The sequence below is a fragment of the Pseudomonas sp. NFX224 genome (assembly GCF_048565165.1).
GTDB lineage: Bacteria > Pseudomonadota > Gammaproteobacteria > Pseudomonadales > Pseudomonadaceae > Aquipseudomonas.
Map to the genome: position 1 here is coordinate 3907276 of NZ_CP183416.1, position 22369 is coordinate 3929644.

Genomic DNA, 22369 nt, shown 5'->3' on the forward strand with positions numbered 1-22369 from the left:
CAGCCTAATTCCTCACTAGGAGAATTGAACTCATGGCACACAAAAAAGCTGGTGGTAGTACCCGTAACGGTCGCGACTCAGAAGCCAAACGCCTTGGCGTGAAGATGTATGGCGGCCAGGCTATCAAAGCGGGCAACATCATCGTGCGTCAGCGCGGTACCCAATTCCACGCTGGCTACGGCGTTGGTATGGGTAAAGATCACACCCTCTTCGCTAAAGTCGAAGGCGTGATCAAGTTCGAAGTAAAAGGCGCCTTCGGTCGTCGTTACGTGAGCGTAATCGCCGCTTAATTGCGCGATCGCTGGAAAAGCCCTGTCTCGCGACGGGGCTTTTTCGTTTGTGGGGTGAGTCTCTTGCAAAACTGTTTGTATGGGCTGTCGGCGCGCTGGATTGTGCGGTCGTTGATTGAGGTCGCTGCGCTCATTTTTGCAAGAGTCTTATGTCTTAGTGTTTATCGGCTCGTCCGTATGGCGAGAGGCGTTGTGTTATGAAGTTTGTTGATGAAGTATCGATTCGAGTAAAGGCAGGCGACGGCGGTAACGGTTGCATGAGTTTCCGTCGCGAAAAATTCATCGAAAACGGTGGTCCGAACGGTGGTGATGGTGGTGATGGCGGCTCGGTCTACATGATCGCCGACGAAAACCTCAACACCCTGGTGGATTATCGTTACACCCGGCACTTCGATGCCGAGCGTGGTTCCAACGGCGGCAGCACCGACTGCACCGGCAAGAAGGGTGAGGAGTTGGTGCTGCGCGTTCCGGTCGGCACCACGGTGATCGATTCCGCGACTCAGGAAGTGATCGGCGACCTGACCAAGGCTGGCCAGAAGTTGCTGGTCGCTCATGGCGGCTGGCACGGTCTGGGCAACACTCGTTTCAAATCCAGCACCAACCGTGCGCCACGCCAGACCACGCCGGGCAAGCCTGGCGAGCAGCGTGACCTCAAGCTGGAAATGAAAGTGCTGGCGGACGTCGGTCTGCTGGGCTTGCCGAACGCCGGTAAAAGTACCTTTATCCGTTCGGTTTCAGCCGCCAAGCCGAAAGTCGCCGACTACCCGTTCACTACCTTGGTGCCAAACCTGGGTGTGGTCAGTGTCGATCGCTGGAAGAGCTTCGTGGTCGCGGACATTCCGGGCTTGATCGAAGGTGCTTCCGACGGCGCGGGCCTGGGGATTCGCTTCCTCAAGCACTTGTCGCGTACCCGTCTGTTGCTGCACCTCGTCGACATGGCGCCGCTGGATGACACCAGTGCTCCGGACGCTGCCGAAGTCATCGTCAGCGAGCTGACCAAGTTCAGTCCGTCCCTGGCTGAGCGTGATCGCTGGTTGATCCTGAACAAGTGCGACCAGATCCTCGACGAAGAGCACGATGCTCGCGTCAAAGAGATCGTTGATCGCCTGGAATGGACTGGTCCGGTCTACGTGATCTCGGCGATTTCCAAGCAGAACACCGAGCGTCTGTGCCACGACATCATGCGTTATCTGGAGGATCGTGCCGATCGTCTGGCTAACGACCCTGCGTACAAGGAAGAGCTGGCTGATCTCGATCAGCGCATCGAAGACGAAGCTCGTGCCCAGTTGCAGGCGCTGGATGATCAGCGTGCCCTGCGTCGCAGCGGCGTGAAGTCGGTCCATGACATTGGCGACGACGATTGGGACGAAGAAGATGTGGATGACGAAGACGGTCCGGAAATCATTTACGTGCGTGATTGATTCGTTGCGATAAACTTAAGCGCCGCTCAATCGAGCGGCGTTTTAGTATCTGGAAATCGATCGTTGATCACGAATAACCACGAATAACGTCATGGGCAGTGCCAGGTCGCGCTGTCCTCAAGCTAAGGTTGAAGATGATGCGGAGCAAGGTGACAGGTGCGCAGCGTTGGGTCGTGAAGATCGGCAGCGCTTTGCTGACGGCGGACGGCAAGGGCCTGGATCGCGCGGCAATGGGTGTCTGGGTAGAGCAGATGGTGGCGCTGCATGAGGCGGGCGTCGAGCTGGTGCTGGTGTCCTCCGGGGCGGTGGCGGCCGGCATGAGCCGTCTGGGCTGGACCTCGCGACCCAGTGCGATGCACGAGCTCCAGGCTGCCGCTGCAATCGGCCAGATGGGGTTGGTGCAGGCCTGGGAGTCGAGTTTTGCCGAGCATGGCCGGCATACCGCGCAAATTCTCCTGACTCACGACGACCTGTCCGACCGCAAGCGTTACCTGAACGCCCGCAGCACCTTGCGTGCATTGGTCGAGCTGAAGGTCATTCCGGTGATCAACGAGAACGACACCGTGGTCACCGACGAAATCCGTTTCGGCGACAACGACACCCTTGCGGCGCTGGTGGCCAACCTGGTCGAGGCGGACTTGCTGGTGATCCTGACGGATCGTGATGGCATGTTCGACGCCGATCCGCGCAACAATCCCGATGCCCAGTTGATCTACGAGGCGCGTGCCGATGATCCGGCGCTAGACGCAGTGGCTGGCAGTACGGGTGGCGCGCTGGGGCGTGGTGGCATGCAGACCAAGCTGCGTGCGGCGCGTCTGGCGGCCCGTTCCGGTGCTCACACCATCATCGTTGGTGGGCGGCTCGAGCGTGTGCTGGATCGCCTCAAGGCTGGCGAGCGCATCGGCACCTTGCTGTCGCCAGAGCGCGGCATGCTGGCGGCGCGCAAGCAATGGCTGGCCGGTCATCTGCAAACCCGTGGCACCCTGGTGCTGGATGCGGGCGCGGTGACTGCGTTGTCCCAGGGTAACAAGAGCTTGCTGCCGGTCGGGGTGAAATTGGTGCAGGGCAGCTTCCGTCGCGGCGAGATGGTGGTCTGCGTGGCGCCGGACGGTCGTGAGATTGCCCGTGGCCTGGCTAACTACAGTGCGCTGGAAGCGCAAAAAATCATCGGTCAGTCGTCCGAGGCGATTGTCGGTCTGTTGGGTTACATGGCGGAACCGGAGCTGGTTCACCGCGATAACCTGATCCTGGTCTGAAGGAATACCTGAATGCGCGTGGCAAAAGGATTGTTGGGATTGCTGTTGGCGATGCCGCTGCTGGCCTCGGCCGAAGAGATCGGTCAGGTCTCGACGGTGTTCAAGTTCGTCGGGCCGAATGACCGGATCGTGGTCGAGGCCTTTGATGATCCCAAGGTCGATGGCGTGACCTGCTATCTGTCGCGCGCCAAGACTGGTGGCGTGAAGGGCGGCCTTGGTTTGGCCGAAGATCGTGCCGAAGCGTCCATCGCTTGCCGCCAGGTCGGGCCGATCAGCTTCAAGGGCGAGCTCAAGGATGGCGACGAGGTGTTCAAGGAGCGCACATCGCTGGTATTCAAGACCATGCAGGTGGTGCGCTTTCTCGACAAGAAGCGCAATACGCTGGTGTACCTGGTGTATAGCGATCGCTTGATCGAGGGCAGCCCGCAGAATGCGGTGACGGCGATTCCGATTTTGCCGTGGGCGCACGCTCAGTAATTTCACGCAAATAAAACTGTGGGAGCGAGCTTGCTCGCGATAGCGGATATCCAGCCAGCACAAGTGCTGAATGTTAATCCGTCATCGCGAGCAAGCTCGCTCCCACGGTTTTTTATGTGCTCATCAAATCGCAGGCAATAAAAAACCGACCCTGAGGTCGGTTTTTTAATGAACGAGTCGCTTAGGCAGCAGCGGCAACGTTCAGGGCCTTTACGTGGCCATTCAGGCGGCTCTTATGGCGAGCAGCCTTGTTCTTGTGGATGATGCCTTTATCGGCCATACGGTCGATAACTGGCACAGCCAGAACGTAAGCAGCTTGTGCTTTAGCAGCGTCTTTTGCGTCGATGGCCTTAACTACGTTTTTGATGTAGGTACGGACCATGGAACGCAGGCTGGCGTTGTGGCTGCGACGCTTCTCAGCCTGTTTTGCACGTTTTTTGGCGGAAGGTGAGTTGGCCACCGTCGAGCTCCTCGAAAGACTTTTTAGGAAATAGCAAACAAAATAGGCCGCGAATCATGCCGATGAGTTGAAGTCTTGTCAAGGGCGCTTGAAACGTTCCGCTAAGTGGTAGGCGTGGTGCGACGGGATATTTCTTTCCGGCGTGTGACCTGTAAACTCGCGAGCTTTGGCTCTGTGCTGTTGCGGCGCGGAGTATCGCACAAGTAGGCGCATTGTTCGCCTGCTGTTTATCGACAGGCACAAACTCTTTCAATGAATCTGCTTAAATCGTTGGCCGCCGTCAGCTCTATCACGATGCTTTCCCGGGTTCTGGGGTTTGTTCGTGACACCCTCATTGCGCGGACATTTGGCGCGGGAATGGCGACCGACGCCTTCTTTATCGCCTTTAAATTACCCAATCTGCTGCGCCGGATCTTCGCTGAGGGGGCTTTTTCCCAAGCCTTCGTGCCGATTCTTGCGGAATACAAAAGCCAGCAGGGCGAAGAAGCGACGCGCACGTTCATTGCCTACGTCTCGGGTTTGTTGACGCTGGTGCTCGCACTGGTCACGGCGCTGGGCATGCTTGCTGCGCCGTGGGTGATCTGGGTGACAGCGCCGGGCTTCACCGATACCCCGGAAAAATTCGAGCTCACGACCGATTTATTGCGGGTGACCTTTCCTTACATATTGCTGATTTCCCTGTCGTCGCTGGCGGGGGCGATCCTCAATACCTGGAACCGTTTTTCGGTGCCGGCGTTCGTGCCGACCCTGCTCAACGTCAGCATGATCATCTTTGCGCTGTTCCTGACGCCGTACTTCGATCCGCCGGTAATGGCGCTCGGCTGGGCTGTATTGGTAGGTGGTCTGGCACAGTTGCTTTACCAACTGCCGCACCTGAAAAAGATCGGCATGCTGGTGCTGCCGCGCCTCAATTTGCGCGACACCGGCGTCTGGCGGGTAATGAAACAGATGCTGCCGGCGATTCTCGGGGTGTCGGTGAGTCAGATCTCGTTGATCATCAACACCATTTTCGCTTCGTTCCTGGTGGCCGGTTCCGTGTCCTGGATGTACTACGCCGACCGCTTGATGGAGCTGCCGTCCGGCGTGTTGGGCGTGGCGTTGGGCACGATTCTGCTGCCGACCCTGGCCAAGACTTACGCCAGCAAGGATCGCCAGGAGTACTCGCGCATCCTCGATTGGGGCCTGCGCCTTTGCTTCGTGTTGGTACTGCCATGCTCCCTGGCGCTGGGGATTCTCGCCGAGCCGCTGACGGTTTCGCTGTTTCAGTACGGTCAGTTCGATGCCCATGATGCGGCGATGACCCAGCGTGCCCTGATCGCCTATTCGGTTGGTCTGCTCGGGATTATCGTGATTAAAGTGTTGGCGCCTGGTTTTTATGCGCAACAAAACATCCGCACACCGGTAAAAATCGCAATATTCACCCTGGTCGTCACTCAGTTATTCAACCTGTTGCTGATCGGTCCGCTGGCCCACGCCGGGCTCGCGCTCGCCATCAGTGCCGGTGCCTGCCTCAATGCGGGCCTGCTCTTCTATCAGCTGCGCAAGCAGCAGATGTACCAGCCGCAACCGGGTTGGGCGAAGTTCGGCTTCAAGCTGGTGATTGCGGTGACGGTGATGTCCGCCGTGTTGCTGGCCGGGATGCATTTCATGCCGGCCTGGGGCGAGGGGCAGATGCTTGAGCGTTTCCTGCGCCTGGGTGCCTTGGTGGTTGCCGGTGTGGTGGCGTATTTCGGCATGTTAATGTTGTTGGGCTTTCGCCTGCGCGACTTCAATCGCAAAGCGTTGGGCTGAGGATAAAACCTCCATAATTACGGGCGAGCCGGCATTTTTGTCGGCTCGATCACTTTGGGTTACGGTGTTGCCTGTCGTCGGCCGCCGGGTGTGGTTATAATCGACCACTTTATGAGCAAGAAGCGCGTTATGCAGCTGGTTCGAGGCCTCCACAATCTGCGCCCCCAGCATCGGGGCTGTGTCGCCACTATTGGCAACTTTGACGGTGTACACCGTGGCCACCAGGCTATCCTGGCGCGGCTGCGTGAGCGTGCGCTGGAGTTGGGCGTGCCCAGCTGCGTGGTGATTTTCGAACCGCAGCCACGGGAATTTTTCGCTCCGGACACGGCGCCGGCCCGCTTGGCGCGCCTGCGGGATAAGCTGCAGCTATTGGCCGCCGAAGGGGTCGATCGGGTCCTGTGCCTGGCGTTCAACCAGCGTCTGAGCAAACTCAGCGCCAGTGAATTCGTCGATACCATCCTCGTGGACGGCCTGGGTGTGCAGCACCTTGAGGTCGGTGACGACTTCCGCTTCGGCTGTGACCGGGTAGGGGATTTCGATTTCCTGCAACAGGCCGGCGTGATGCAGGGTTTTACTGTCGAAGCGGCGCAGACTGTCGAGCTCGATGGCATTCGCGTCAGCAGCACCCAGGTGCGTAATGCCTTGGCGGCGGCTGATTTTGTCCTTGCCGAACGTTTGCTCGGCCGTCCGTACCGGATTGCCGGTCGCGTGCTGCACGGCCAGAAACTGGCGCGTCAGTTGGGTACGCCCACTGCCAACATTCAACTCAAGCGCCGTCGCGTGCCGCTGACAGGTGTTTATCTGGTCAGCGTCGACCTCGACGGCAAGACCTGGCCGGGCGTCGCCAATATTGGCGTGCGGCCTACGGTCCAAGGGGATGGCAAAGCCCACCTCGAAGTCCATCTTTTAGATTTTGCCGGCGATCTGTATGACCGGCGTATGACGGTGGTTTTCCACCAAAAGCTGCGTGAAGAGCAGCGTTTCGCCTCTCTGGAGGCGCTTAAGACGGCGATCAATGCGGATGTCGCCGCCGCCCGTGCCCTGTCGCACCTAGCGCCAATCGCTAATGAAGAGCCTTAAATGACCGACTATAAAGCCACGCTAAACCTTCCGGACACCGCCTTCCCAATGAAGGCCGGCCTGCCACAGCGCGAACCGCAGATTCTGCAGCGCTGGGACAGTATTGGCCTGTACGGAAAGTTGCGCGAGATTGGCAAGGATCGTCCGAAGTTCGTTCTGCATGACGGCCCTCCGTATGCCAACGGCACGATCCACATCGGTCACGCACTGAACAAGATTCTCAAGGACATGATCATCCGTTCGAAGACCCTGTCGGGCTTCGACGCGCCTTATGTTCCGGGCTGGGACTGCCACGGTCTGCCGATCGAGCACAAAGTCGAAGTGACCCACGGCAAGAACCTGGGCGCCGACAAGACCCGCGAACTGTGCCGGGCCTACGCCACCGAGCAGATCGAAGGCCAGAAGTCCGAGTTCATCCGTCTGGGTGTGCTGGGCGACTTCGCCAACCCGTACAAGACCATGGATTTCAAGAACGAGGCCGGTGAAATCCGCGCCTTGGCCGAAATCGTCAAGGGCGGCTTTGTGTTCAAGGGCCTGAAACCTGTGAACTGGTGCTTTGACTGCGGTTCGGCCCTGGCTGAAGCGGAAGTCGAGTACGAGAACAAGAAGTCCTCGACCATCGACGTGGCGTTCCCGATTGCCGATGAAGCCAAACTGGCTGCTGCCTTCGGTCTGCCGTCGCTGGCCAAGCCTGCCTCGATCGTGATCTGGACCACTACCCCGTGGACCATCCCGGCCAACCAGGCGCTGAACGTTCACCCGGAATTCAACTACGCACTGGTCGATGTCGGCGACAAGCTGCTGGTTTTGGCTGAAGAACTGGTCGATGCCTGTCTGGCTCGTTACAACCTGGAAGGTTCGCTCATCGCGACCACTACCGGTAAAGAGCTGGAGCTGATCAACTTCCGTCACCCGTTCTACGACCGTCTGTCGCCGGTTTACCTGGCCGACTACGTTGAACTGGGCGCTGGCACCGGTGTGGTTCACTCCGCTCCGGCCTACGGCGTGGACGACTTCGTGACCTGCAAGAAGTACGGCATGGTCAACGACGACATCCTCAATCCGGTACAAAGCAACGGCGTGTACGTGCCGTCGCTGGAGTTCTTCGGCGGCCAGTTCATCTGGAAGGCCAACCCGGCCATCGTCGACAAGCTGACCGAAGTGGGTGCGTTGATGCACACCACCGTCATCGAACACAGCTACATGCACTGCTGGCGCCACAAGACCCCGCTGATCTACCGCGCCACCGCGCAGTGGTTCATCGGCATGGACAAAGAGCCAACCAGCGGCGACACACTGCGTGTGCGCTCGCTCAAAGCCATCGAAGACACCCAGTTCGTCCCGGCCTGGGGTCAGGCGCGCCTGCATTCGATGATCGCCAACCGTCCGGACTGGTGCATTTCCCGTCAGCGCAACTGGGGCGTGCCGATCCCGTTCTTCCTGAACAAGGAAAGTGGCGAACTGCACCCACGCACCGTCGAGCTGATGGAAGAAGTGGCCAAGCGCGTCGAAGTCGAAGGAATCGAAGCCTGGTTCAAGCTGGACGCCGCCGAACTGCTGGGCGATGAAGCGCCGGAGTACGACAAGATCAGCGACACCCTCGACGTCTGGTTCGATTCGGGCACCACGCACTGGCACGTCCTGCGCGGTTCGCACCCGATGGGCCACGAAACCGGTCCACGCGCCGACCTGTACCTGGAAGGTTCGGACCAACATCGTGGCTGGTTCCACTCGTCGTTGCTGACCGGTTGCGCCATCGACAATCACGCGCCGTACCGCGAGCTGCTGACCCACGGCTTCACCGTCGACGAGTCCGGCCGCAAGATGTCCAAGTCCTTGGGCAACGTGATCGCGCCACAGAAAGTCAACGACACCCTGGGCGCCGACATCATGCGTCTGTGGGTCGCTTCGACCGACTATTCGGGCGAAATAGCGGTTTCCGAGCAGATCCTGCAACGCAGTGCGGACGCCTACCGGCGTATCCGTAACACCGCGCGTTTCCTGCTCTCGAACCTGACCGGCTTCAACCCGGCCACTGACCTGCTGCCGGCCGAAGAAATGCTGGCGCTGGACCGTTGGGCTGTGGACCGTACCCTGCTGTTGCAGCGTGAGTTGCAAGAGCACTACGGCGAATACCGCTTCTGGAACGTCTACTCGAAGATCCACAACTTCTGCGTGCAGGAGTTGGGCGGTTTCTACCTGGACATCATCAAGGATCGCCAGTACACCACCGGCGCCGACAGCAAGGCCCGTCGTTCGTGCCAGACCGCGCTGTTCCACATCTCCGAAGCGCTGGTGCGCTGGATCGCACCGATCCTGGCCTTCACCGCCGACGAACTGTGGCAGTACCTGCCGGGCGAGCGCAACGAGTCCGTCATGCTCAACACCTGGTACGAAGGCCTGACCGAACTGCCGGAAGGCTTCGAACTGGGTCGCGCCTACTGGGAACGCATCATGGAAGTGAAGGTTGCGGTCAACAAAGAGATGGAAATCCAGCGCGCGGCCAAGGCCGTCGGTGGCAACCTGCAAGCTGAAGTAACGCTGTTCGCTGAAGACGCGCTGACCGCTGACCTGGCGAAGCTGAGCAACGAACTGCGCTTCGTGTTGATCACGTCGACCGCCAGCGTTGCACCGTTCGTACAGGCTCCGGCTGATGCCGTGGTTACCGAAGTCAGCGGCCTGAAGCTGAAGATCGTCAAGTCGGCCTTCGCCAAGTGCGCCCGTTGCTGGCACTGCCGTGAAGACGTCGGCGTGAACCCGGAGCATCCGGAAATCTGCGGTCGTTGCGTCGACAACATCAGCGGCACTGGCGAGGTTCGTCACTATGCCTAATGCCGTTGGTCGCTTTGGGCGACTGAGCTGGCTTTGGTTGAGTTTGCTGGTCCTGGTCATCGACCAGGCCAGCAAGTTCTACTTCGAAGGCAAGCTCGAGATGTACCAGCAAATTGTGATCATCCCCGATTACTTCAGCTGGACGCTGGCCTACAACACTGGCGCTGCATTCAGCTTCCTGGCTGACAGCTCTGGCTGGCAGCGCTGGTTGTTTGCCTTGATCGCCATTGTGGTCAGTGCGGTGCTGGTGGTCTGGCTCAAACGCCTGGGTCGCAACGAAACCTGGCTGGCCGTAGCGCTGGCATTGGTGCTCGGCGGCGCGCTGGGCAACCTGTATGACCGCATTGCCCTGGGCCATGTGATCGATTTCATTTTGGTGCATTGGCAGAACCGCTGGTATTTCCCGGCGTTCAACTTTGCTGACAGTGCTATCACTGTTGGTGCTGTGATGCTGGCGCTGGATATGTTCAAAAGTAAAAAGACCGGAGAAGCCGTTCATGACTGAACAGGTATTGGCTGAGCAACGCATCGGCCAGAACACGGAAGTCACCTTGCATTTCGCATTGCGCCTGGAGAACGGCGACACAGTGGATAGCACTTTCGACAAAGCCCCGGCGACCTTCAAGGTCGGTGATGGCAACCTGTTGCCAGGTTTCGAAGCAGCGCTGTTCGGTTTCAAGGCCGGCGACAAGCGTACTCTGAGCATCGAGCCGGAAAACGCTTTTGGCCAGCCTAACCCGCAAAACGTGCAGATCATCCCGCGTTCGCAGTTCCAGGACATGGACCTGTCGCCGGGTTTGCTGGTGATCTTCAACGATGCGGCCAATACTGAATTGCCGGGCGTGGTGAAAGAGTTCGATGACGCGCAAGTGACCATCGACTTCAACCATCCGCTGGCAGGCAAGACGCTGACCTTTGACGTGGAAATCATCTCCGTCAAAGCGCTGTAATCGCTTTACTGTAGGAGCGAGCTTGCTCGCGATGATCGTTAACGAATACGCGTTTTTTCTGGATTAACGCGGTGTCCTTTAGTTTTTCGCGAGCCAGCTCGCTCTTACAGGGCAAGACACGAGGCACAGCATGCAAATCAAACTCGCCAATCCCCGTGGCTTCTGCGCCGGTGTGGACCGGGCGATCGAAATCGTCAACCGCGCTCTTGAAGTTTTCGGGCCGCCGATCTATGTGCGCCATGAAGTGGTGCACAACAAATTCGTCGTCGAAGACCTGCGCAATCGTGGCGCGATCTTCGTCGAGGAACTGGATCAAGTGCCGGACGACGTGATCGTGATCTTCAGCGCCCACGGTGTTTCCCAGGCTGTGCGCACCGAAGCCGCCGGCCGTGGCCTGAAAGTGTTCGATGCCACTTGCCCGCTGGTGACCAAGGTGCACATCGAAGTCGCACGCTACAGCCGCGACGGTCGTGAATGCATCCTTATCGGCCACGCCGGTCATCCGGAAGTCGAAGGCACCATGGGCCAGTACGATGCCAGCAATGGCGGTGCGATCTACCTCGTCGAAGACGAGAAAGACGTCGCTGAACTGCAAGTGCACAACCCCGAAAAACTGGCGTTCGTGACCCAGACCACGTTGTCCATGGATGATACCAGTCGTGTCATCGACGCCCTTCGTACGCGTTTCCCTGCCATCGGCGGTCCACGCAAGGACGACATCTGCTACGCCACGCAAAACCGTCAGGACGCGGTCAAGCAGTTGGCCGACGAATGCGATGTGGTGTTGGTGGTCGGCAGCCCGAACAGCTCCAACTCCAATCGCCTGCGTGAACTCGCCGAGCGCATGGCCACTCCGGCGTACCTGATCGACGGTGCCGAAGACCTGCAAAAGAGCTGGTTCGACGGTGTCGAGCGCATTGGCATTACCGCTGGCGCTTCTGCACCGGAAGTTTTGGTGCGTGGGGTGATCCAGCAGTTGCAGGCCTGGGGCGCTACCGGTGCCGATGAATTGGCCGGTCGCGAGGAGAACATCACCTTCTCCATGCCTAAAGAACTGCGCGTGCGTTCCCTGCTTTAAGTTTTTTCCCTTCTGCGCACAATGCCTGCTCAGCCTTTGCGCTGCGCAGGCTGACGCGTCCGGTCGGGGCCAGCACCACCTGGTATTGGCTCACCGGTTCGCGAACGGCGCAAATATGTAATGTCCCTGCCTGAAACTCTCCCCTGGCGAACTGTGGTTCACCCAGATCGCTGAAGCGCACGAATGTGCTCACCGGCCCATTGCCGACAATCGGCAGCCGAGTACCGCTCTGGCGTTCAAACAGCAGCGGGTTGCTGGCGTCGTACTGCCCCTTGCCGCTGATATCCAGAATGACCCGCCAACCCTGGCCCCAGTCGCCATTGATGGCATGGATCATCACGTTCTGATGACGGGCGATTGCCTCAGTCCTGGCCATGCGGATGCCACTGTAAAGCGACTGCGCCGCTTGCTCGCGATGGTTCGATTCTGTGACCGCTGCGAATGCCGGACTGACCAAATGCAGAACAATCCCGACAATCGTCAGTCCCATAAGCAGTTCGATCAGGCTGAAGCCTCGCTGATCCATGTCGTTTCCCTCCCTGGAGTGATGCGGGCCGTGCGGTCCGTGCACGGGTAATGGCAATTCAACCAAGTCTTGGCGGTCGAATCTTCTAGCGTGTAAGCAGGTATAGCCGACGGCAACGGAGGGCACCGATGGAACATCGTTCAAAAGGTTTCACGCTGGTCGAGTTGCTGATCGCGCTCGGGATCTTTCTGGTGCTGATCACTCTGGCCGTTCCGGCGTTTACCCGTTCGGCGCAAACGACAAAGGCCGACACCGAAATCGGCGACCTGCAACGTAGTTTGAATTTCGCCCGTCTCGAGGCCATTGATCGGGGTGTGACGACCCGGCTTCGGCCTACGGCGGGCGGCAGCGTCTGGACCGGGGAATTGGCGGTCTATGACAGTACTGGCACACCAGCCAATGTATTGCGGGTTGTTCCAGCGATGAGCAACGGTGCGACTCTGACGCTAACCTCAGGAATCACCGCCATCGATTTCAATAATCTGGGCGGGCTGTCGTCACCGTCCACAGCGGTGGCGATCAATTATGTGCTGGGCACGCAAAGCAGGACGCTGAATGTGTGTCTGAACGGACGAATTCTATTGGGTGGAAGTTGCGGATGAGGCCATGGAGCAAGCATGCACAGGATGGCATGACGTTGATCGAAGTGTTGGTGGCGTTGTTGATTCTGAGCATAGGATTGTTGGGTGCGGCGGCGTTTCAACTCAATGCGCTGAAGTACACCGACAGTGCGCGCATGACCAGTCAGGCCAGTTTCATTGCCTACGACATGATGGACCGCATTCGCGCCAATTCAGCCGCCGACTACACCGTGACGCCACCGACTTCCGGCAATCTGAGCATCGCCCGGGACCAGGACCTCTACGACTTCACCAGCAATATCGTCAATTTCGGTGGCCCCACCGCCACCGGTAGCATCGCACTCAATCAACGGGTGTACACCATCACCGTTACCTGGGATGACTCCCGGGCCGCCAACAGCGCCAATTCCCGTCGCAGCTTCGTTCTTACCAGTCGCGCGAACGTCGATCCGGTATCGACGCCATGAACCGCTTGCATAGAGGGTTCGGCCTGATCGAGCTGCTGATCGCCCTGGCTTTGAGCCTGATCGTGGTACTGGGCGTGGTGCAGGTTTTTATTGCCGCGAAAAACACTTACGTCAGCCAGAACGCCGCGGCGATCATGCAAGAAGACGCGCGATTCGTGCTGAGCAAGATGATTCAGGAGATCCGCATGGTTGGCATGTTCGGTTGTCTGGGGACGATCACTGATGCCGGTACGGCGGGCGATTTCAATGCAGCTCAAGTCACGCCGATCAGTTGGGATAACGCCAACCTCAAGCTGACACTGGTGACCGCGGATGTGGGAAGCAGCGGTGGCACGCCGACGTGGACAGTGATTTCGGATTGCCGGAACAGTGCGACGGCTTACTCCGACTCGCGCACGCCTGCATCGGGACAACTGGCGTTCCCGATCCGGCGCTTGATTTACAGCCTGAAGAACGGCCAGTTGACGATGGGTATCGGCAGAGGCACACCGGCCCAGCAAGTGCTGGTGGATAACGTCAGTGCCTTCAATGTGAGCTTCGGCCTTGCCAGCTCAGCCGCCGATTCGGCCGCCTCCAGCTACAGCAGCAACCCGCCTGACCCGGCACGCATACGCAGTGTGCGTTTGAGCCTGACCCTTACCGATCCAAACAACCGGGTGAGCAATCAAACCTTCAACGTGGTTGCCGCTCTGCGCAACCGCCTGCCATGAGGGGAGGGCCAATGAAACGTTCTCCTGTCACTGTTCATGGCCAGCGTGGCATGGCGTTGCTGGTCAGCCTGGTGTTCCTGTTGCTGCTGACGCTGATTGGCCTTTCATCGATGCAGAACGCTACCCTGCAGGAAAAAATGGCCGGCAGTGTGAGCTTGCGCAATCAGTCGTTCCAAGGTGCCGAAGCGGTATTGCGCGTCGGTGAAAGTGCGGTGCAACTCGACAGCTATTCATTGGCGGTGTGCAACGGCACCAGCCAGTGCGCGCCGCCGACGGAGTCTTCGACCATCAAGGCCGCCGGGTTCAATTCCACTTCTGGAGTGACCTGGATCGCTTCCGGCGCCGGTTTTTATGGCGTGCAAAACATTGGCACCACACTGACAGCCGTGAACGTACCGAGTAACACCTCGGCCACGTTGTACCGGGTGACCGCAGTGGGAATCGCGGGTAACTCGCGCAGTGTGGTGGAGAGTATTTATGCGAAGTACTGAAATGCGCACGCGGCTTTGGAAGATTTTTTTTGGTGCTGTTTTGGCGCTGTATCTGGGAGCGCCGGCCTATGCCTTTACGCCTTCGGACTCGCCCTTATTGAGTGCAGCTGCAGTCGCACCGAATGTGATGTTGATGATCGACGATTCGGGAAGCATGAATAACATCATCTGGGCGCCGGGTTTCGATCCGACGGTCAACCGCGCGCAGATTGCGATGTGCAGTTCCAATACCTCATGTTTCAGCGGGCAGAATCTGGACATGAGCGATAGCAACATTTCCCTGTCGAGTCTGAACCGGGGCGGCTGCTCGACCAATGGTAATTGGTACGGTTTCTATCGCGGTTTTCTCGGGCTGACGCCCGTTTGCCTGAAACTGCCCGACCCGGTTGGCAACGAAAGCACGCGTTACACGGCTAACTATCTGGCATACCTATTGGGTCTGGCCAACGGTTCGAGCCGGGATTTCACCACGGGCGTCAATGCCATTCCCGACGATTACCGGATCAGTGTGGCGCAGGACGTTTCCAAGAGTCTGGTCACCAGCAATCGCTCATTGCGTATCGGTCTTTCGACCTTCAATCCGCCCACCAGTAATAATCCGGGCAACGGTGGCTACATTGCCCGGGCAGTCACTGATCTGTCGGTGGACGCCAACTACAACGCGCTGATTTCTTCGATCAATGGCCTGAGCGCTGTCGCCAACACGCCATTGGCGGAAACCTACTACGAAGTGACGCGATACATGCGCGGTATGGCGCCGTACTACAACTCGACGCCCGCCACCTACACCAGTCCGATCCAGTATCGCTGCCAGAAAAACTACGGTGTGGTGATCACCGACGGTCTGCCTACCTATGATCGAACCTTCCCCACCAACGACCCTCTCGGTGGCTCTCGCTTGCCGAACTGGGACGGCAACAGCGCCAACGACGGCGATAACCTCATCGGCGATGGGGAGGGGGACACCCTGTATCTCGATGACATCGCCAAATTCGCCTTCGACATCGACATGCGCTCAACCGGCACCGACCTGGCGGGTAAAAGCTGGAACGCCGCCGATTTTCCGAAGCAGAACATGAACACCTACACCGTGGGTTTTACCGCGGCGAACCAGATGCTGTCGGACGCCGCCAGTTACGCCCAGGGCAAGTACTACCAAGCCACCGACAGCGCCGGGTTGAGCGCCGCATTGTCTTCGGCTCTGAGTGACATCACCTCCAAGGCCGGTTCCGGCGGCAGCGGCACCACCAGCGGAACAACTCTTGCCAGCGGCACCCGTTACTTCCAGACCAGCTACGACCCCAAGGACTGGCGCGGCACGATCAAGTCCTATGGCTTCACTGCGAGCGGCGCGGTCAATACCAGTGCAGTGCTGTGGACCACCGACACAGCCATCGTGCCCGCAACGACAGCGCCGAACTATCAGTCCTGGAACAGCCAAACCAACACGGCGGTGACCCTGGCCTACGCCAACTTTTCCACAGCCCAGCAAACCACCCTCAATCAGGGGCTGCCAACAGGAATCACCGGCAGCGATCTGGTGGAGTGGAGCAAGGGCGTCAATAAAACTGGGCTGAAGGTCCGCAGCGTGTTGCTGGGGGACATCATCAACTCGCCGTTGGCTTTGGCTTCAGCGACGGATCAGACCGCCTCTGATCTTTCCGGTGACACCACCTACAGCACTTATCTTGCGACCAAGTCGACCAACATGAGCGCCAGCCTGGTGGTCAACGCCAACGACGGTTTCGTGAACGTCATCGATGCCGGTAATGGCACACGGCGCTATGCCTACATGCCGTCCAGTGTCCTGCCAACCTTGCGCTACATCGCCGATACCGCATACATCAACGGCGTCAGCCACAAATTTCTGGTGGACGGGCAGGTGGGTGTATTCGATGCCCAGCTCAATAGCGCCTGGAAAACCCTTGCGTTGGGCGGAACCGGGGCGGGCGGGCGAACCTTCTATGCGTTGCAACTGTTCGACGCTTCGGCCGGTAACGTGACCAGGGCGTTGTGGGAAATCAGTGCGCCGACCACCGCCAGCACGGCAAACGCTTTCAATGATCTGGGTTATGCCTACGCGCGTCCGGAAGTGGCACGCTTGTCCGACGGTCGATGGGCCGCGTTCATTTCCAACGGCTACGGCAGCAATTCCGGCGTGGCGGCGTTGTATGTGGTGGATATTCGCGATGGTTCGCTGATCAAGAAGATCGTCGTCGACAGCACTGAAACCACCAACGGTTTGTCCTCGGTAAAGCTCAAGGTCAACTCGCAGAACGTGGTGCAGGCCGCGTATGGTGGCGACTTGAAGGGCCGGCTGTGGAAGTTTGATCTGAGCGGCACCACCACGGATGCTTGGGGCGTGGCATTTTCCGGCAAGCCGTTGTTTACCGCGGCGGGTGGCGCGGCCCAGCCGATCACCGCGCAGCCCTTGCTGGCGGACAACTCCCTGGGCGGCAAAGTGGTATTTTTCGGCACCGGGAAATTCAACGAAACGGCGGACAAGACCAACAAGGATTTGCAGGCGTTCTACGCGGTGTGGGACGCGGACGGTGGTTCCGGGCAGATCACCACATCGAGTTTGCAGGCTCAGGCTGTGACCGGTGTGTTCTCGGGGAGCACTGGCCAATTCATCACCACCAGTCAGAACGAGGTGACCTATCCGGCGGAAAAGGGTTGGTACTTGCCGTTGGTGTACAACAACGCGCTGACCGGCGAACGGGTGATCAATCAGGCCAGCCTGGTACTCGGGCGGATCATCTTCACCACGGCCAGCGTGGACACCACAGACCCTTGTGCAAGTTTTGGCACAGGCAAACTGGTCGAACTCGATGCGTTCAGCGGTAAGATGCTCAACTACGCAGTGCTCGACACCAATGGCGACGGCGTGGTCGACAGCACCGACACGGTGTCCAGCGGCGTGATCTTCACCGGCGGCATCCCGACCCTGAATGCCGTCGTCAATGGCGCGACGCGCAAGGTCGTGAACGATTCCAGTGGCGGCATCACCACGCTGGTGGAAAAATCCGGCGGCGGCAGCCGTCGCATCATGTGGCGACAAATACAGTAAGTGAGAGTTGAGGCATGCACAGATCCAACCGCGGTTTTACCCTGATCGAAATCATGATTGTGATTGCGATCATCGGGATTGTCATGACCATCGCTGCCCCGAGCTTTACCGAATACCTGAAGAAGGGTCGTCGTACCGAAGTGGCCGGTCTGCTCTCCGAGCAGGCACAGATTCTCGAGCGCTTCTATTCGCAAAAGAATGTCTACACCGGTGCTGCCGGCCTGAGCGCCGGCAACGACTACTACACCATCACTTCGACACTGACCGATCAGACTTTTTTACTGACGGCGGTGCGCAAGGCTGGTACATCCATGGCGACGGACAAGTGCGGTGATTTCACGATTACCAATACTGGCGTGCGCAGCATGGTCAACGCCACGGCCGGTCTGACGACCAAGGATTGCTGGGGTCGCTGAGTTTTCTTTTCGGGCGCCTTTTGCGTCCTCTGTCTATTTATCGGTTGGATCAGAATATGACCAGGCAACAGCAAGTGGTGATTGTCGGCGGTGGAGTAATCGGTCTTCTGACGGCATTCAATCTCGCGTCCGAAGTACAGAGCGTCGTGCTGCTGGACCGTTCTCACCTCGGTCAGGAGTCATCCTGGGCGGGAGGTGGCATCGTTTCGCCGCTCTACCCGTGGCGCTATAACCCGGCAGTCACCGCATTGGCCCATTGGTCCCAGGATTTTTATCCACAACTGGGCGAGCGCCTGTTCGCCGCTACCGGGGTCGATCCCGAAGTGCACACCACCGGCCTGTATTGGCTGGATCTGGACGACGAAGCCGAAGCATTGGCTTGGGCCGCACGTGAGAACCGGCCATTGCGGGCTGTGGATATCTCGGCGGCTCACGATGCCGTACCGGTGCTGGGCGGCAGCTTTTCACGGGCGATTTACATGGCTGATGTGGCCAACGTACGCAATCCGCGCTTGGTGAAGTCGCTCAAGGCTGCATTGCAAGCGCTGCCGAACGTGACGATTCATGAGCAGTGTGAAGTCAGCGGATTTATTCGCGAAGGCGAAAAAGTTGTCGGTGTGCAGACCTCCACAGGTGCGATCCATGGCGATCAAGTGGTGCTGACGGCTGGCGCTTGGAGCGGCGATCTGCTCAAAAGCCTGGGCCTGCAATTGCCGGTCGAACCGGTGAAAGGGCAGATGATTCTCTACAAATGCGCGGCGGATTTCCTGCCGAGCATGGTCTTGGCGAAGGGGCGCTATGCGATTCCCCGGCGAGACGGGCACATTCTGATTGGCAGTACGCTGGAGTATGAGGGCTACGACAAGACGACTACCGAGTCGGCTCTTGAAAGCCTCAAGGCCTCGGCGGTGGAGTTGATCCCGGCGTTGGCAGATGCCGAAGTGGTCGGGCATTGGGCCGGTTTGCGGCCGGGCTCGCCGGAAGGCATTCCCTACATTGGCCGGGTGCCAGGGTTTGACGGGTTGTGGCTGAACTGCGGACATTTCCGCAATGGCCTGGTGCTGGCGCCGGCGTCGTGTCAGTTGTTTGCCGATGTGATGTTGGGCAGGACGCCGATCATTGATCCGGCGCCGTATGCGCCGACGGGGCGCATCTGACCGATATCGCTAGCAGGCTATCTCCCACAGGGAACTCCGGTGAGCACAACATTTGTGAACACCTCAGAACCCATGTGGGCGCTAGCCTGCTAGCGATGAGGCCCTCAATCCAACCCGAATTTCTTCAGCCGATAACGCATAGACCTGAATGAAAGATTCAACCGCTGAGCCGCCGCCGTGCGGTTCCAGCGGGTTTCTTCCAGTGCTTGCAGAAGAAGCTGGCGTTCGACGTTTTCCAGGTACGCTTCCAGATTGTCGATCTGCGTCAGATCCGGTACGCCTCCTTCCGGATGACAGTTGCCCTCGGCCAGTCGCAGGTCGCCCGCTTCAATCTGTTTGTTTTCGCAAAGCGTGTGAGCGCGTTCGAGCATGTTCTCCAGTTCCCGGACGTTTCCGGGGAAACGGTAACTTTTCAGCGCATCGAGTGCTTGCGGGTGGAGTTTTGCTTCCGGCTGGCCGGTGTCGATAGCCAGGCGCTTAAGCACATGGCCAGCCAGCGGTTCGATGTCATCGCGACGTTCACGCAAGGGCGGAACCCGCAGCTCGATCACGTTCAGACGATAGTACAAATCCTGGCGAAAGCGTTCGGCAGCGACTTCGGCGCCAAGATCTTTGTGGGTCGCGCAAAGAATACGCACGTCGACCAACTCTTCCTGTTGCCCGCCGACGCTGCGTACAGCTTTCTCCTGAATGGCCCGTAACAATTTGACCTGCATCGGCAGCGGCAAGTCAGCCACTTCGTCGAGGAACAGCGTGCCGCCATGGGCGGCCTGGAACAGACCGGGTTTGTCTTCGATGGCGCCGCTGAAGCTGCCTTTGCGATGGCCGAAAAACTCGCTTTCCATCAGTTCCGACGGAATCGCCCCGCAGTTGACCGGAACAAAGGGTTGATTGGCGCGGGGACCGCGATCATGGATCAGCCGCGCCACCAATTCCTTGCCGCTACCGGATTCACCGCTGATGTACACCGGCGCCTGGCTGCGCGCCAGTTTGTCGATGTGTTTGCGCAAATTGCGCATGGGCAATGAATCGCCGAGCAAGCGCCGGTCAATGGCCACGCCAGGGACGGGCAGGAGCAGGGCGCTGGTGACCAGTTCCCGCAGGCGGGTGAGGTCCACCGGTTTGCTCAGGAAGTCGAACGCGCCAGCCTTGAGGGCGTTGATTGCCGTGTCGACATTGCCGTAAGCGGTGATCATCGCCACCGGAACGTGCGGGTGACGTTGCTGGATGTGTTGCACCAGATCAAGGCCGGTGCCATCCGGCAGGCGCATGTCGGTCAGGCACAGATCGAACGTTTCGCGCTTGAGCAGGGCCAGGGCCTCGCCGGCGTTGCGCGCACTGTAGGTATCGAGTTTCATCCGTCCCAGGGTGATTTCCAGGAGTTCGCGGATGTCCGGTTCGTCGTCGACGATCAGGACTTTTTGCCGTGGGCTCATGTTCAACCTTGTTTCCGTCCGTGAGCAAAAGTGATGCGAAAGCAGCCGCCGCCTTGGCGTGGTTTGAAGTCTAGGCGGGCCTGGTTGCTTTCGCACAGCTCACGGGACAGATACAGCCCCAGGCCAGTGCCTTGGTGGCTGGTGGTGAAGAAAGGCTCGAACAGTTGCGGCTGATGGTCCGCGGCCACACCGGGGCCGTCGTCGAGGATTTCAAGGATTGGCAACTGGCTGTCGGGGTCGATAAACAACTCAAGCCAGACCTGTGCCTGATCGTGGCTCTGGGCGCTATGACGCCAGCCGTTGCGAACCAGGTTGTCGAGAATCTGGTTCAACTGGTTCGGGTCCATCAAGGTCTTGAAGTCTCCCGCAGCGATGTGCAGATGAATCTGCTGGCGCTCGGTCGCGCCCTCGCGGGTTTCAGTGACGAACTGTTGCAGCCACGGCTTCAGGTCCAACCGTTGCGGCACGGTTTGCTGGCGTCGGGACAGTTGCAGGACGTTTTCGATGACTCGATTCATGCGTTGGGAGTGATCTTGAATGATCTGGGTCAGACGTTGATCCGCACGGTTGAGTTCCTCAGATTCGCGCAATAGCTGTGCGGCATGACTGATGGCGCCCAGCGGGTTGCGAATTTCGTGGGCGATGCCGGCGGTCAGGCGCCCGAGAGCGGCAAGTTTCAGTTGTTGGGCCTGTTGCGCGATGTGAGCGAGATCCTCGAGAAAGATCAGTGTCTGATGCTGCGGGCTGGGGTCCAGTGCTATGAAACTGGGCTGCAGCTCAACGCCGCTGCTGGCGATTTTCAGGCTTTGCGGGCGCAGGGTCGGGTTGCTGAGCCACAGGTTCAGGCGATCGACAAGCGCCGGGAGGTGGTCGTCGATCAGTCGGCCTTCCAGTCGGTCACAGCCGAGCAGCGTCAGGGCACTGTGGTTGGCCAATTGCACGCGCCGCTGCTCGTCGAGCACCAGGATGCCGGTGCGCATGCGTTGCAGGATCAGTGCATTGAGCGTTTCCAGGCCGACGACTTCACTGGCCTTCTGCTCCACCAGCGTTTCGCTGACTTCCAGCCGTCGGACCAGGCCTTGCACCAGCAGGGCTGCGGCAAAACACAGGGCGCCGAGGGTGCCGACCTGCAAATAGTCATTGGGATTGGCGCGATGGCTGACGTTCAACAGGAAACTCGAACCGACAATGCCGATCGCGCCGACGGCGGCAATCAGCAGGCCGATGCGTCTTCGCAACAACGTATTGCTGATGGCCACCGAAACGATCAGCAAGTTGCCAATGGCGCTGGCAACGCCGCCGGCAGCGAAGAACAGGCCGCACAGCAGCAGTACATCGAGTAACGCCAGGCTGAACAGTTGCGCCGGATGGCGGGTGTTCTCGAAGAACACCACCAGCAGAATGTTCAGCACCAGATACAACCAACTGCCAGAGCTCAGCAGGTCGTCATTGGCCGAGGCCAGCAAGCGGTTGTCCATGTTGCTGGAGATCAGCAGCACCAGGATGATGCCGACGCTTAAACGGTAGAGATGATAAAGGCGCAGCAGTCGCTGGGCCTGTTTGTCGCTGTGACTGGACGCCTCAGCGATCACTGGAACCGGGGCCTTGCTCCAGATGAGCCTGGCTGCAATACCATTTTTGTTGAAGGTTCAGCGCGCGATCGCGGGGCAGATGCACGCCGCAATGGGCGCAGCGCACCATCGGTGCCGCTTCCAGTTCGGCAGGTGACTTGGGTGCGGCAGCCGCGCTTTTGTACTTGCGCCAGAACCACACGGCGGCGGCAATCACGGCGATCCAGAATAATAAACGAAGCATGATGAGCGGCTTTATTGGCTGATGAACCGGCAGTTTAGCCGGGGACATGACAGGCGCACAGTGCA

At 59.0% G+C, this 22369-nt stretch carries 22 protein-coding genes; 17 read left to right on the forward strand and 5 right to left on the reverse strand.

Annotated features, from left to right (window positions below; translation table 11 throughout):
• Positions 1–32 precede the first annotated feature (32 nt).
• From rpmA to ACNYC6_RS17740, 4 genes are all read left to right on the forward strand, one after another.
• Positions 33–290, forward strand: coding sequence for a 50S ribosomal protein L27 (rpmA, locus tag ACNYC6_RS17725; protein WP_003205738.1), 258 nt, complete (start codon positions 33–35; stop codon positions 288–290).
• A gap of 197 nt (positions 291–487) precedes the next feature.
• Positions 488–1711 carry an Obg family GTPase CgtA gene (cgtA, locus tag ACNYC6_RS17730; protein ID WP_419708496.1) on the forward strand — a complete coding sequence of 408 codons (1224 nt, stop codon included), beginning with the start codon at positions 488–490 and terminating at the stop codon, positions 1709–1711.
• A gap of 137 nt (positions 1712–1848) precedes the next feature.
• Positions 1849–2967, forward strand: a complete 1119-nt coding sequence (gene proB / locus ACNYC6_RS17735; protein ID WP_419712976.1) for a glutamate 5-kinase — start codon at positions 1849–1851, stop codon at positions 2965–2967.
• A 12-nt stretch (positions 2968–2979) separates the two neighbouring features.
• Positions 2980–3444 (forward strand): CreA family protein, encoded by a 465-nt coding sequence (locus ACNYC6_RS17740; protein WP_008022496.1) that lies wholly within the window; start codon positions 2980–2982, stop codon positions 3442–3444.
• A 181-nt stretch (positions 3445–3625) separates the two neighbouring features.
• Here the strand turns inward: ACNYC6_RS17740 and rpsT are convergent, their stop codons facing one another.
• Positions 3626–3904 carry a 30S ribosomal protein S20 gene (rpsT, locus tag ACNYC6_RS17745; RefSeq protein ID WP_007970922.1) on the reverse strand — a complete coding sequence of 93 codons (279 nt, stop codon included), beginning with the start codon at positions 3902–3904 and terminating at the stop codon, positions 3626–3628.
• Positions 3905–4156: 252 nt separating this feature from the next.
• Here rpsT and murJ point away from each other — a divergent pair, with 252 nt between their 5' ends.
• The 6 genes from murJ (at position 4157) to ispH (ending at position 11635) form a co-directional block, all read left to right on the forward strand.
• Complete coding sequence (gene murJ, locus ACNYC6_RS17750; protein ID WP_419708497.1) at positions 4157–5695, forward strand: murein biosynthesis integral membrane protein MurJ; 1539 nt, start codon at positions 4157–4159, stop codon at positions 5693–5695.
• Between the two features lie 129 nt (positions 5696–5824).
• Complete coding sequence (gene ribF, locus ACNYC6_RS17755) at positions 5825–6775, forward strand: bifunctional riboflavin kinase/FAD synthetase (RefSeq protein WP_419708498.1); 951 nt, start codon at positions 5825–5827, stop codon at positions 6773–6775.
• Entirely contained in the window at positions 6776–9607 is a 2832-nt protein-coding gene (gene ileS, locus ACNYC6_RS17760; RefSeq protein ID WP_419708499.1) for an isoleucine--tRNA ligase, read from the forward strand.
• Complete coding sequence (gene lspA / locus ACNYC6_RS17765) at positions 9600–10112, forward strand: signal peptidase II (protein ID WP_150734744.1); 513 nt, start codon at positions 9600–9602, stop codon at positions 10110–10112. Before ileS ends, lspA begins: the two co-directional genes overlap by 8 nt.
• A 7-nt stretch (positions 10113–10119) precedes the next feature.
• Positions 10120–10557 carry an FKBP-type peptidyl-prolyl cis-trans isomerase gene (gene fkpB, locus ACNYC6_RS17770; protein WP_172668667.1) on the forward strand — a complete coding sequence of 146 codons (438 nt, stop codon included), beginning with the start codon at positions 10120–10122 and terminating at the stop codon, positions 10555–10557.
• A 130-nt stretch (positions 10558–10687) separates the two neighbouring features.
• Positions 10688–11635 (forward strand): 4-hydroxy-3-methylbut-2-enyl diphosphate reductase, encoded by a 948-nt coding sequence (gene ispH / locus ACNYC6_RS17775; protein ID WP_419708500.1) that lies wholly within the window; start codon positions 10688–10690, stop codon positions 11633–11635.
• Here ispH and ACNYC6_RS17780 read toward each other — a convergent pair.
• Entirely contained in the window at positions 11604–12161 is a 558-nt protein-coding gene (locus ACNYC6_RS17780; protein WP_419708501.1) for a GspH/FimT family pseudopilin, read from the reverse strand. The two genes, ispH and ACNYC6_RS17780, sit on opposite strands and share 32 nt — an antisense overlap.
• A gap of 128 nt (positions 12162–12289) precedes the next feature.
• Between ACNYC6_RS17780 and ACNYC6_RS17785 the strand changes: the two genes are divergently transcribed.
• From ACNYC6_RS17785 to thiO, 7 genes are read left to right on the forward strand one after another with little or no spacing between them, the layout of a single operon-like run.
• A complete protein-coding gene (locus ACNYC6_RS17785) occupies positions 12290–12763 on the forward strand; it encodes a GspH/FimT family pseudopilin (RefSeq protein ID WP_419708502.1) in 474 nt (157 codons plus the stop codon).
• Entirely contained in the window at positions 12760–13209 is a 450-nt protein-coding gene (pilV, locus tag ACNYC6_RS17790; RefSeq protein WP_419708503.1) for a type IV pilus modification protein PilV, read from the forward strand. Before ACNYC6_RS17785 ends, pilV begins: the two co-directional genes overlap by 4 nt.
• Positions 13206–13919 carry a PilW family protein gene (locus ACNYC6_RS17795; protein ID WP_419708504.1) on the forward strand — a complete coding sequence of 238 codons (714 nt, stop codon included), beginning with the start codon at positions 13206–13208 and terminating at the stop codon, positions 13917–13919. Before pilV ends, ACNYC6_RS17795 begins: the two co-directional genes overlap by 4 nt.
• Before the next feature lie 11 nt (positions 13920–13930).
• Entirely contained in the window at positions 13931–14410 is a 480-nt protein-coding gene (locus tag ACNYC6_RS17800) for a pilus assembly PilX family protein (protein WP_419708505.1), read from the forward strand.
• Entirely contained in the window at positions 14397–17480 is a 3084-nt protein-coding gene (locus tag ACNYC6_RS17805; protein WP_419708506.1) for a pilus assembly protein, read from the forward strand. Before ACNYC6_RS17800 ends, ACNYC6_RS17805 begins: the two co-directional genes overlap by 14 nt.
• A 14-nt stretch (positions 17481–17494) precedes the next feature.
• A complete protein-coding gene (locus ACNYC6_RS17810; protein ID WP_416129013.1) occupies positions 17495–17896 on the forward strand; it encodes a type IV pilin protein in 402 nt (133 codons plus the stop codon).
• Between the two features lie 56 nt (positions 17897–17952).
• The gene (gene thiO, locus ACNYC6_RS17815) at positions 17953–19053 is read left to right on the forward strand and encodes a glycine oxidase ThiO (protein ID WP_419708507.1); all 1101 of its coding nucleotides are present in this window, start codon (positions 17953–17955) and stop codon (positions 19051–19053) included.
• Between the two features lie 104 nt (positions 19054–19157).
• Here thiO and ACNYC6_RS17820 read toward each other — a convergent pair whose 3' ends face one another.
• The 3 genes from ACNYC6_RS17820 to ACNYC6_RS17830 are packed head-to-tail and all read right to left on the reverse strand — an operon-like array spanning position 19158 to position 22304.
• Entirely contained in the window at positions 19158–20489 is a 1332-nt protein-coding gene (locus tag ACNYC6_RS17820; RefSeq protein ID WP_419708508.1) for a sigma-54-dependent transcriptional regulator, read from the reverse strand.
• 2 nt (positions 20490–20491) lie between these two features.
• The gene (locus ACNYC6_RS17825; RefSeq protein WP_419708509.1) at positions 20492–22081 is read right to left on the reverse strand and encodes a sensor histidine kinase; all 1590 of its coding nucleotides are present in this window, start codon (positions 22079–22081) and stop codon (positions 20492–20494) included.
• Positions 22071–22304 carry a PP0621 family protein gene (locus ACNYC6_RS17830; RefSeq protein ID WP_419708510.1) on the reverse strand — a complete coding sequence of 78 codons (234 nt, stop codon included), beginning with the start codon at positions 22302–22304 and terminating at the stop codon, positions 22071–22073. The genes ACNYC6_RS17825 and ACNYC6_RS17830 overlap by 11 nt, the downstream gene beginning before the upstream one ends.
• Positions 22305–22369 lie beyond the last annotated feature (65 nt).

What these genes read in the sequence shown, in the direction of transcription:
- ACNYC6_RS17805 (WP_419708506.1), top strand. Translation starts at nt 14,397, where the DNA reads ATGCGAAGTACTGAAATGCGCACGCGGCTTTGGAAGATTTTTTTTGGT.
- thiO (WP_419708507.1), top strand. Translation starts at nt 17,953, where the DNA reads ATGACCAGGCAACAGCAAGTGGTGATTGTCGGCGGTGGAGTAATCGGT.
- ileS (WP_419708499.1), top strand. Translation starts at nt 6,776, where the DNA reads ATGACCGACTATAAAGCCACGCTAAACCTTCCGGACACCGCCTTCCCA.
- ACNYC6_RS17800 (WP_419708505.1), top strand. Translation starts at nt 13,931, where the DNA reads ATGAAACGTTCTCCTGTCACTGTTCATGGCCAGCGTGGCATGGCGTTG.
- ACNYC6_RS17795 (WP_419708504.1), top strand. Translation starts at nt 13,206, where the DNA reads ATGAACCGCTTGCATAGAGGGTTCGGCCTGATCGAGCTGCTGATCGCC.
- pilV (WP_419708503.1), top strand. Translation starts at nt 12,760, where the DNA reads ATGAGGCCATGGAGCAAGCATGCACAGGATGGCATGACGTTGATCGAA.
- ACNYC6_RS17820 (WP_419708508.1), bottom strand. Translation starts at nt 20,489, where the DNA reads ATGAGCCCACGGCAAAAAGTCCTGATCGTCGACGACGAACCGGACATC.
- ACNYC6_RS17740 (WP_008022496.1), top strand. Translation starts at nt 2,980, where the DNA reads ATGCGCGTGGCAAAAGGATTGTTGGGATTGCTGTTGGCGATGCCGCTG.
- ACNYC6_RS17785 (WP_419708502.1), top strand. Translation starts at nt 12,290, where the DNA reads ATGGAACATCGTTCAAAAGGTTTCACGCTGGTCGAGTTGCTGATCGCG.
- ACNYC6_RS17780 (WP_419708501.1), bottom strand. Translation starts at nt 12,161, where the DNA reads ATGGATCAGCGAGGCTTCAGCCTGATCGAACTGCTTATGGGACTGACG.
- ispH (WP_419708500.1), top strand. Translation starts at nt 10,688, where the DNA reads ATGCAAATCAAACTCGCCAATCCCCGTGGCTTCTGCGCCGGTGTGGAC.
- ACNYC6_RS17810 (WP_416129013.1), top strand. Translation starts at nt 17,495, where the DNA reads ATGCACAGATCCAACCGCGGTTTTACCCTGATCGAAATCATGATTGTG.
- cgtA (WP_419708496.1), top strand. Translation starts at nt 488, where the DNA reads ATGAAGTTTGTTGATGAAGTATCGATTCGAGTAAAGGCAGGCGACGGC.
- rpmA (WP_003205738.1), top strand. Translation starts at nt 33, where the DNA reads ATGGCACACAAAAAAGCTGGTGGTAGTACCCGTAACGGTCGCGACTCA.
- ACNYC6_RS17830 (WP_419708510.1), bottom strand. Translation starts at nt 22,304, where the DNA reads ATGCTTCGTTTATTATTCTGGATCGCCGTGATTGCCGCCGCCGTGTGG.
- murJ (WP_419708497.1), top strand. Translation starts at nt 4,157, where the DNA reads ATGAATCTGCTTAAATCGTTGGCCGCCGTCAGCTCTATCACGATGCTT.
- ribF (WP_419708498.1), top strand. Translation starts at nt 5,825, where the DNA reads ATGCAGCTGGTTCGAGGCCTCCACAATCTGCGCCCCCAGCATCGGGGC.
- proB (WP_419712976.1), top strand. Translation starts at nt 1,849, where the DNA reads ATGCGGAGCAAGGTGACAGGTGCGCAGCGTTGGGTCGTGAAGATCGGC.
- lspA (WP_150734744.1), top strand. Translation starts at nt 9,600, where the DNA reads ATGCCTAATGCCGTTGGTCGCTTTGGGCGACTGAGCTGGCTTTGGTTG.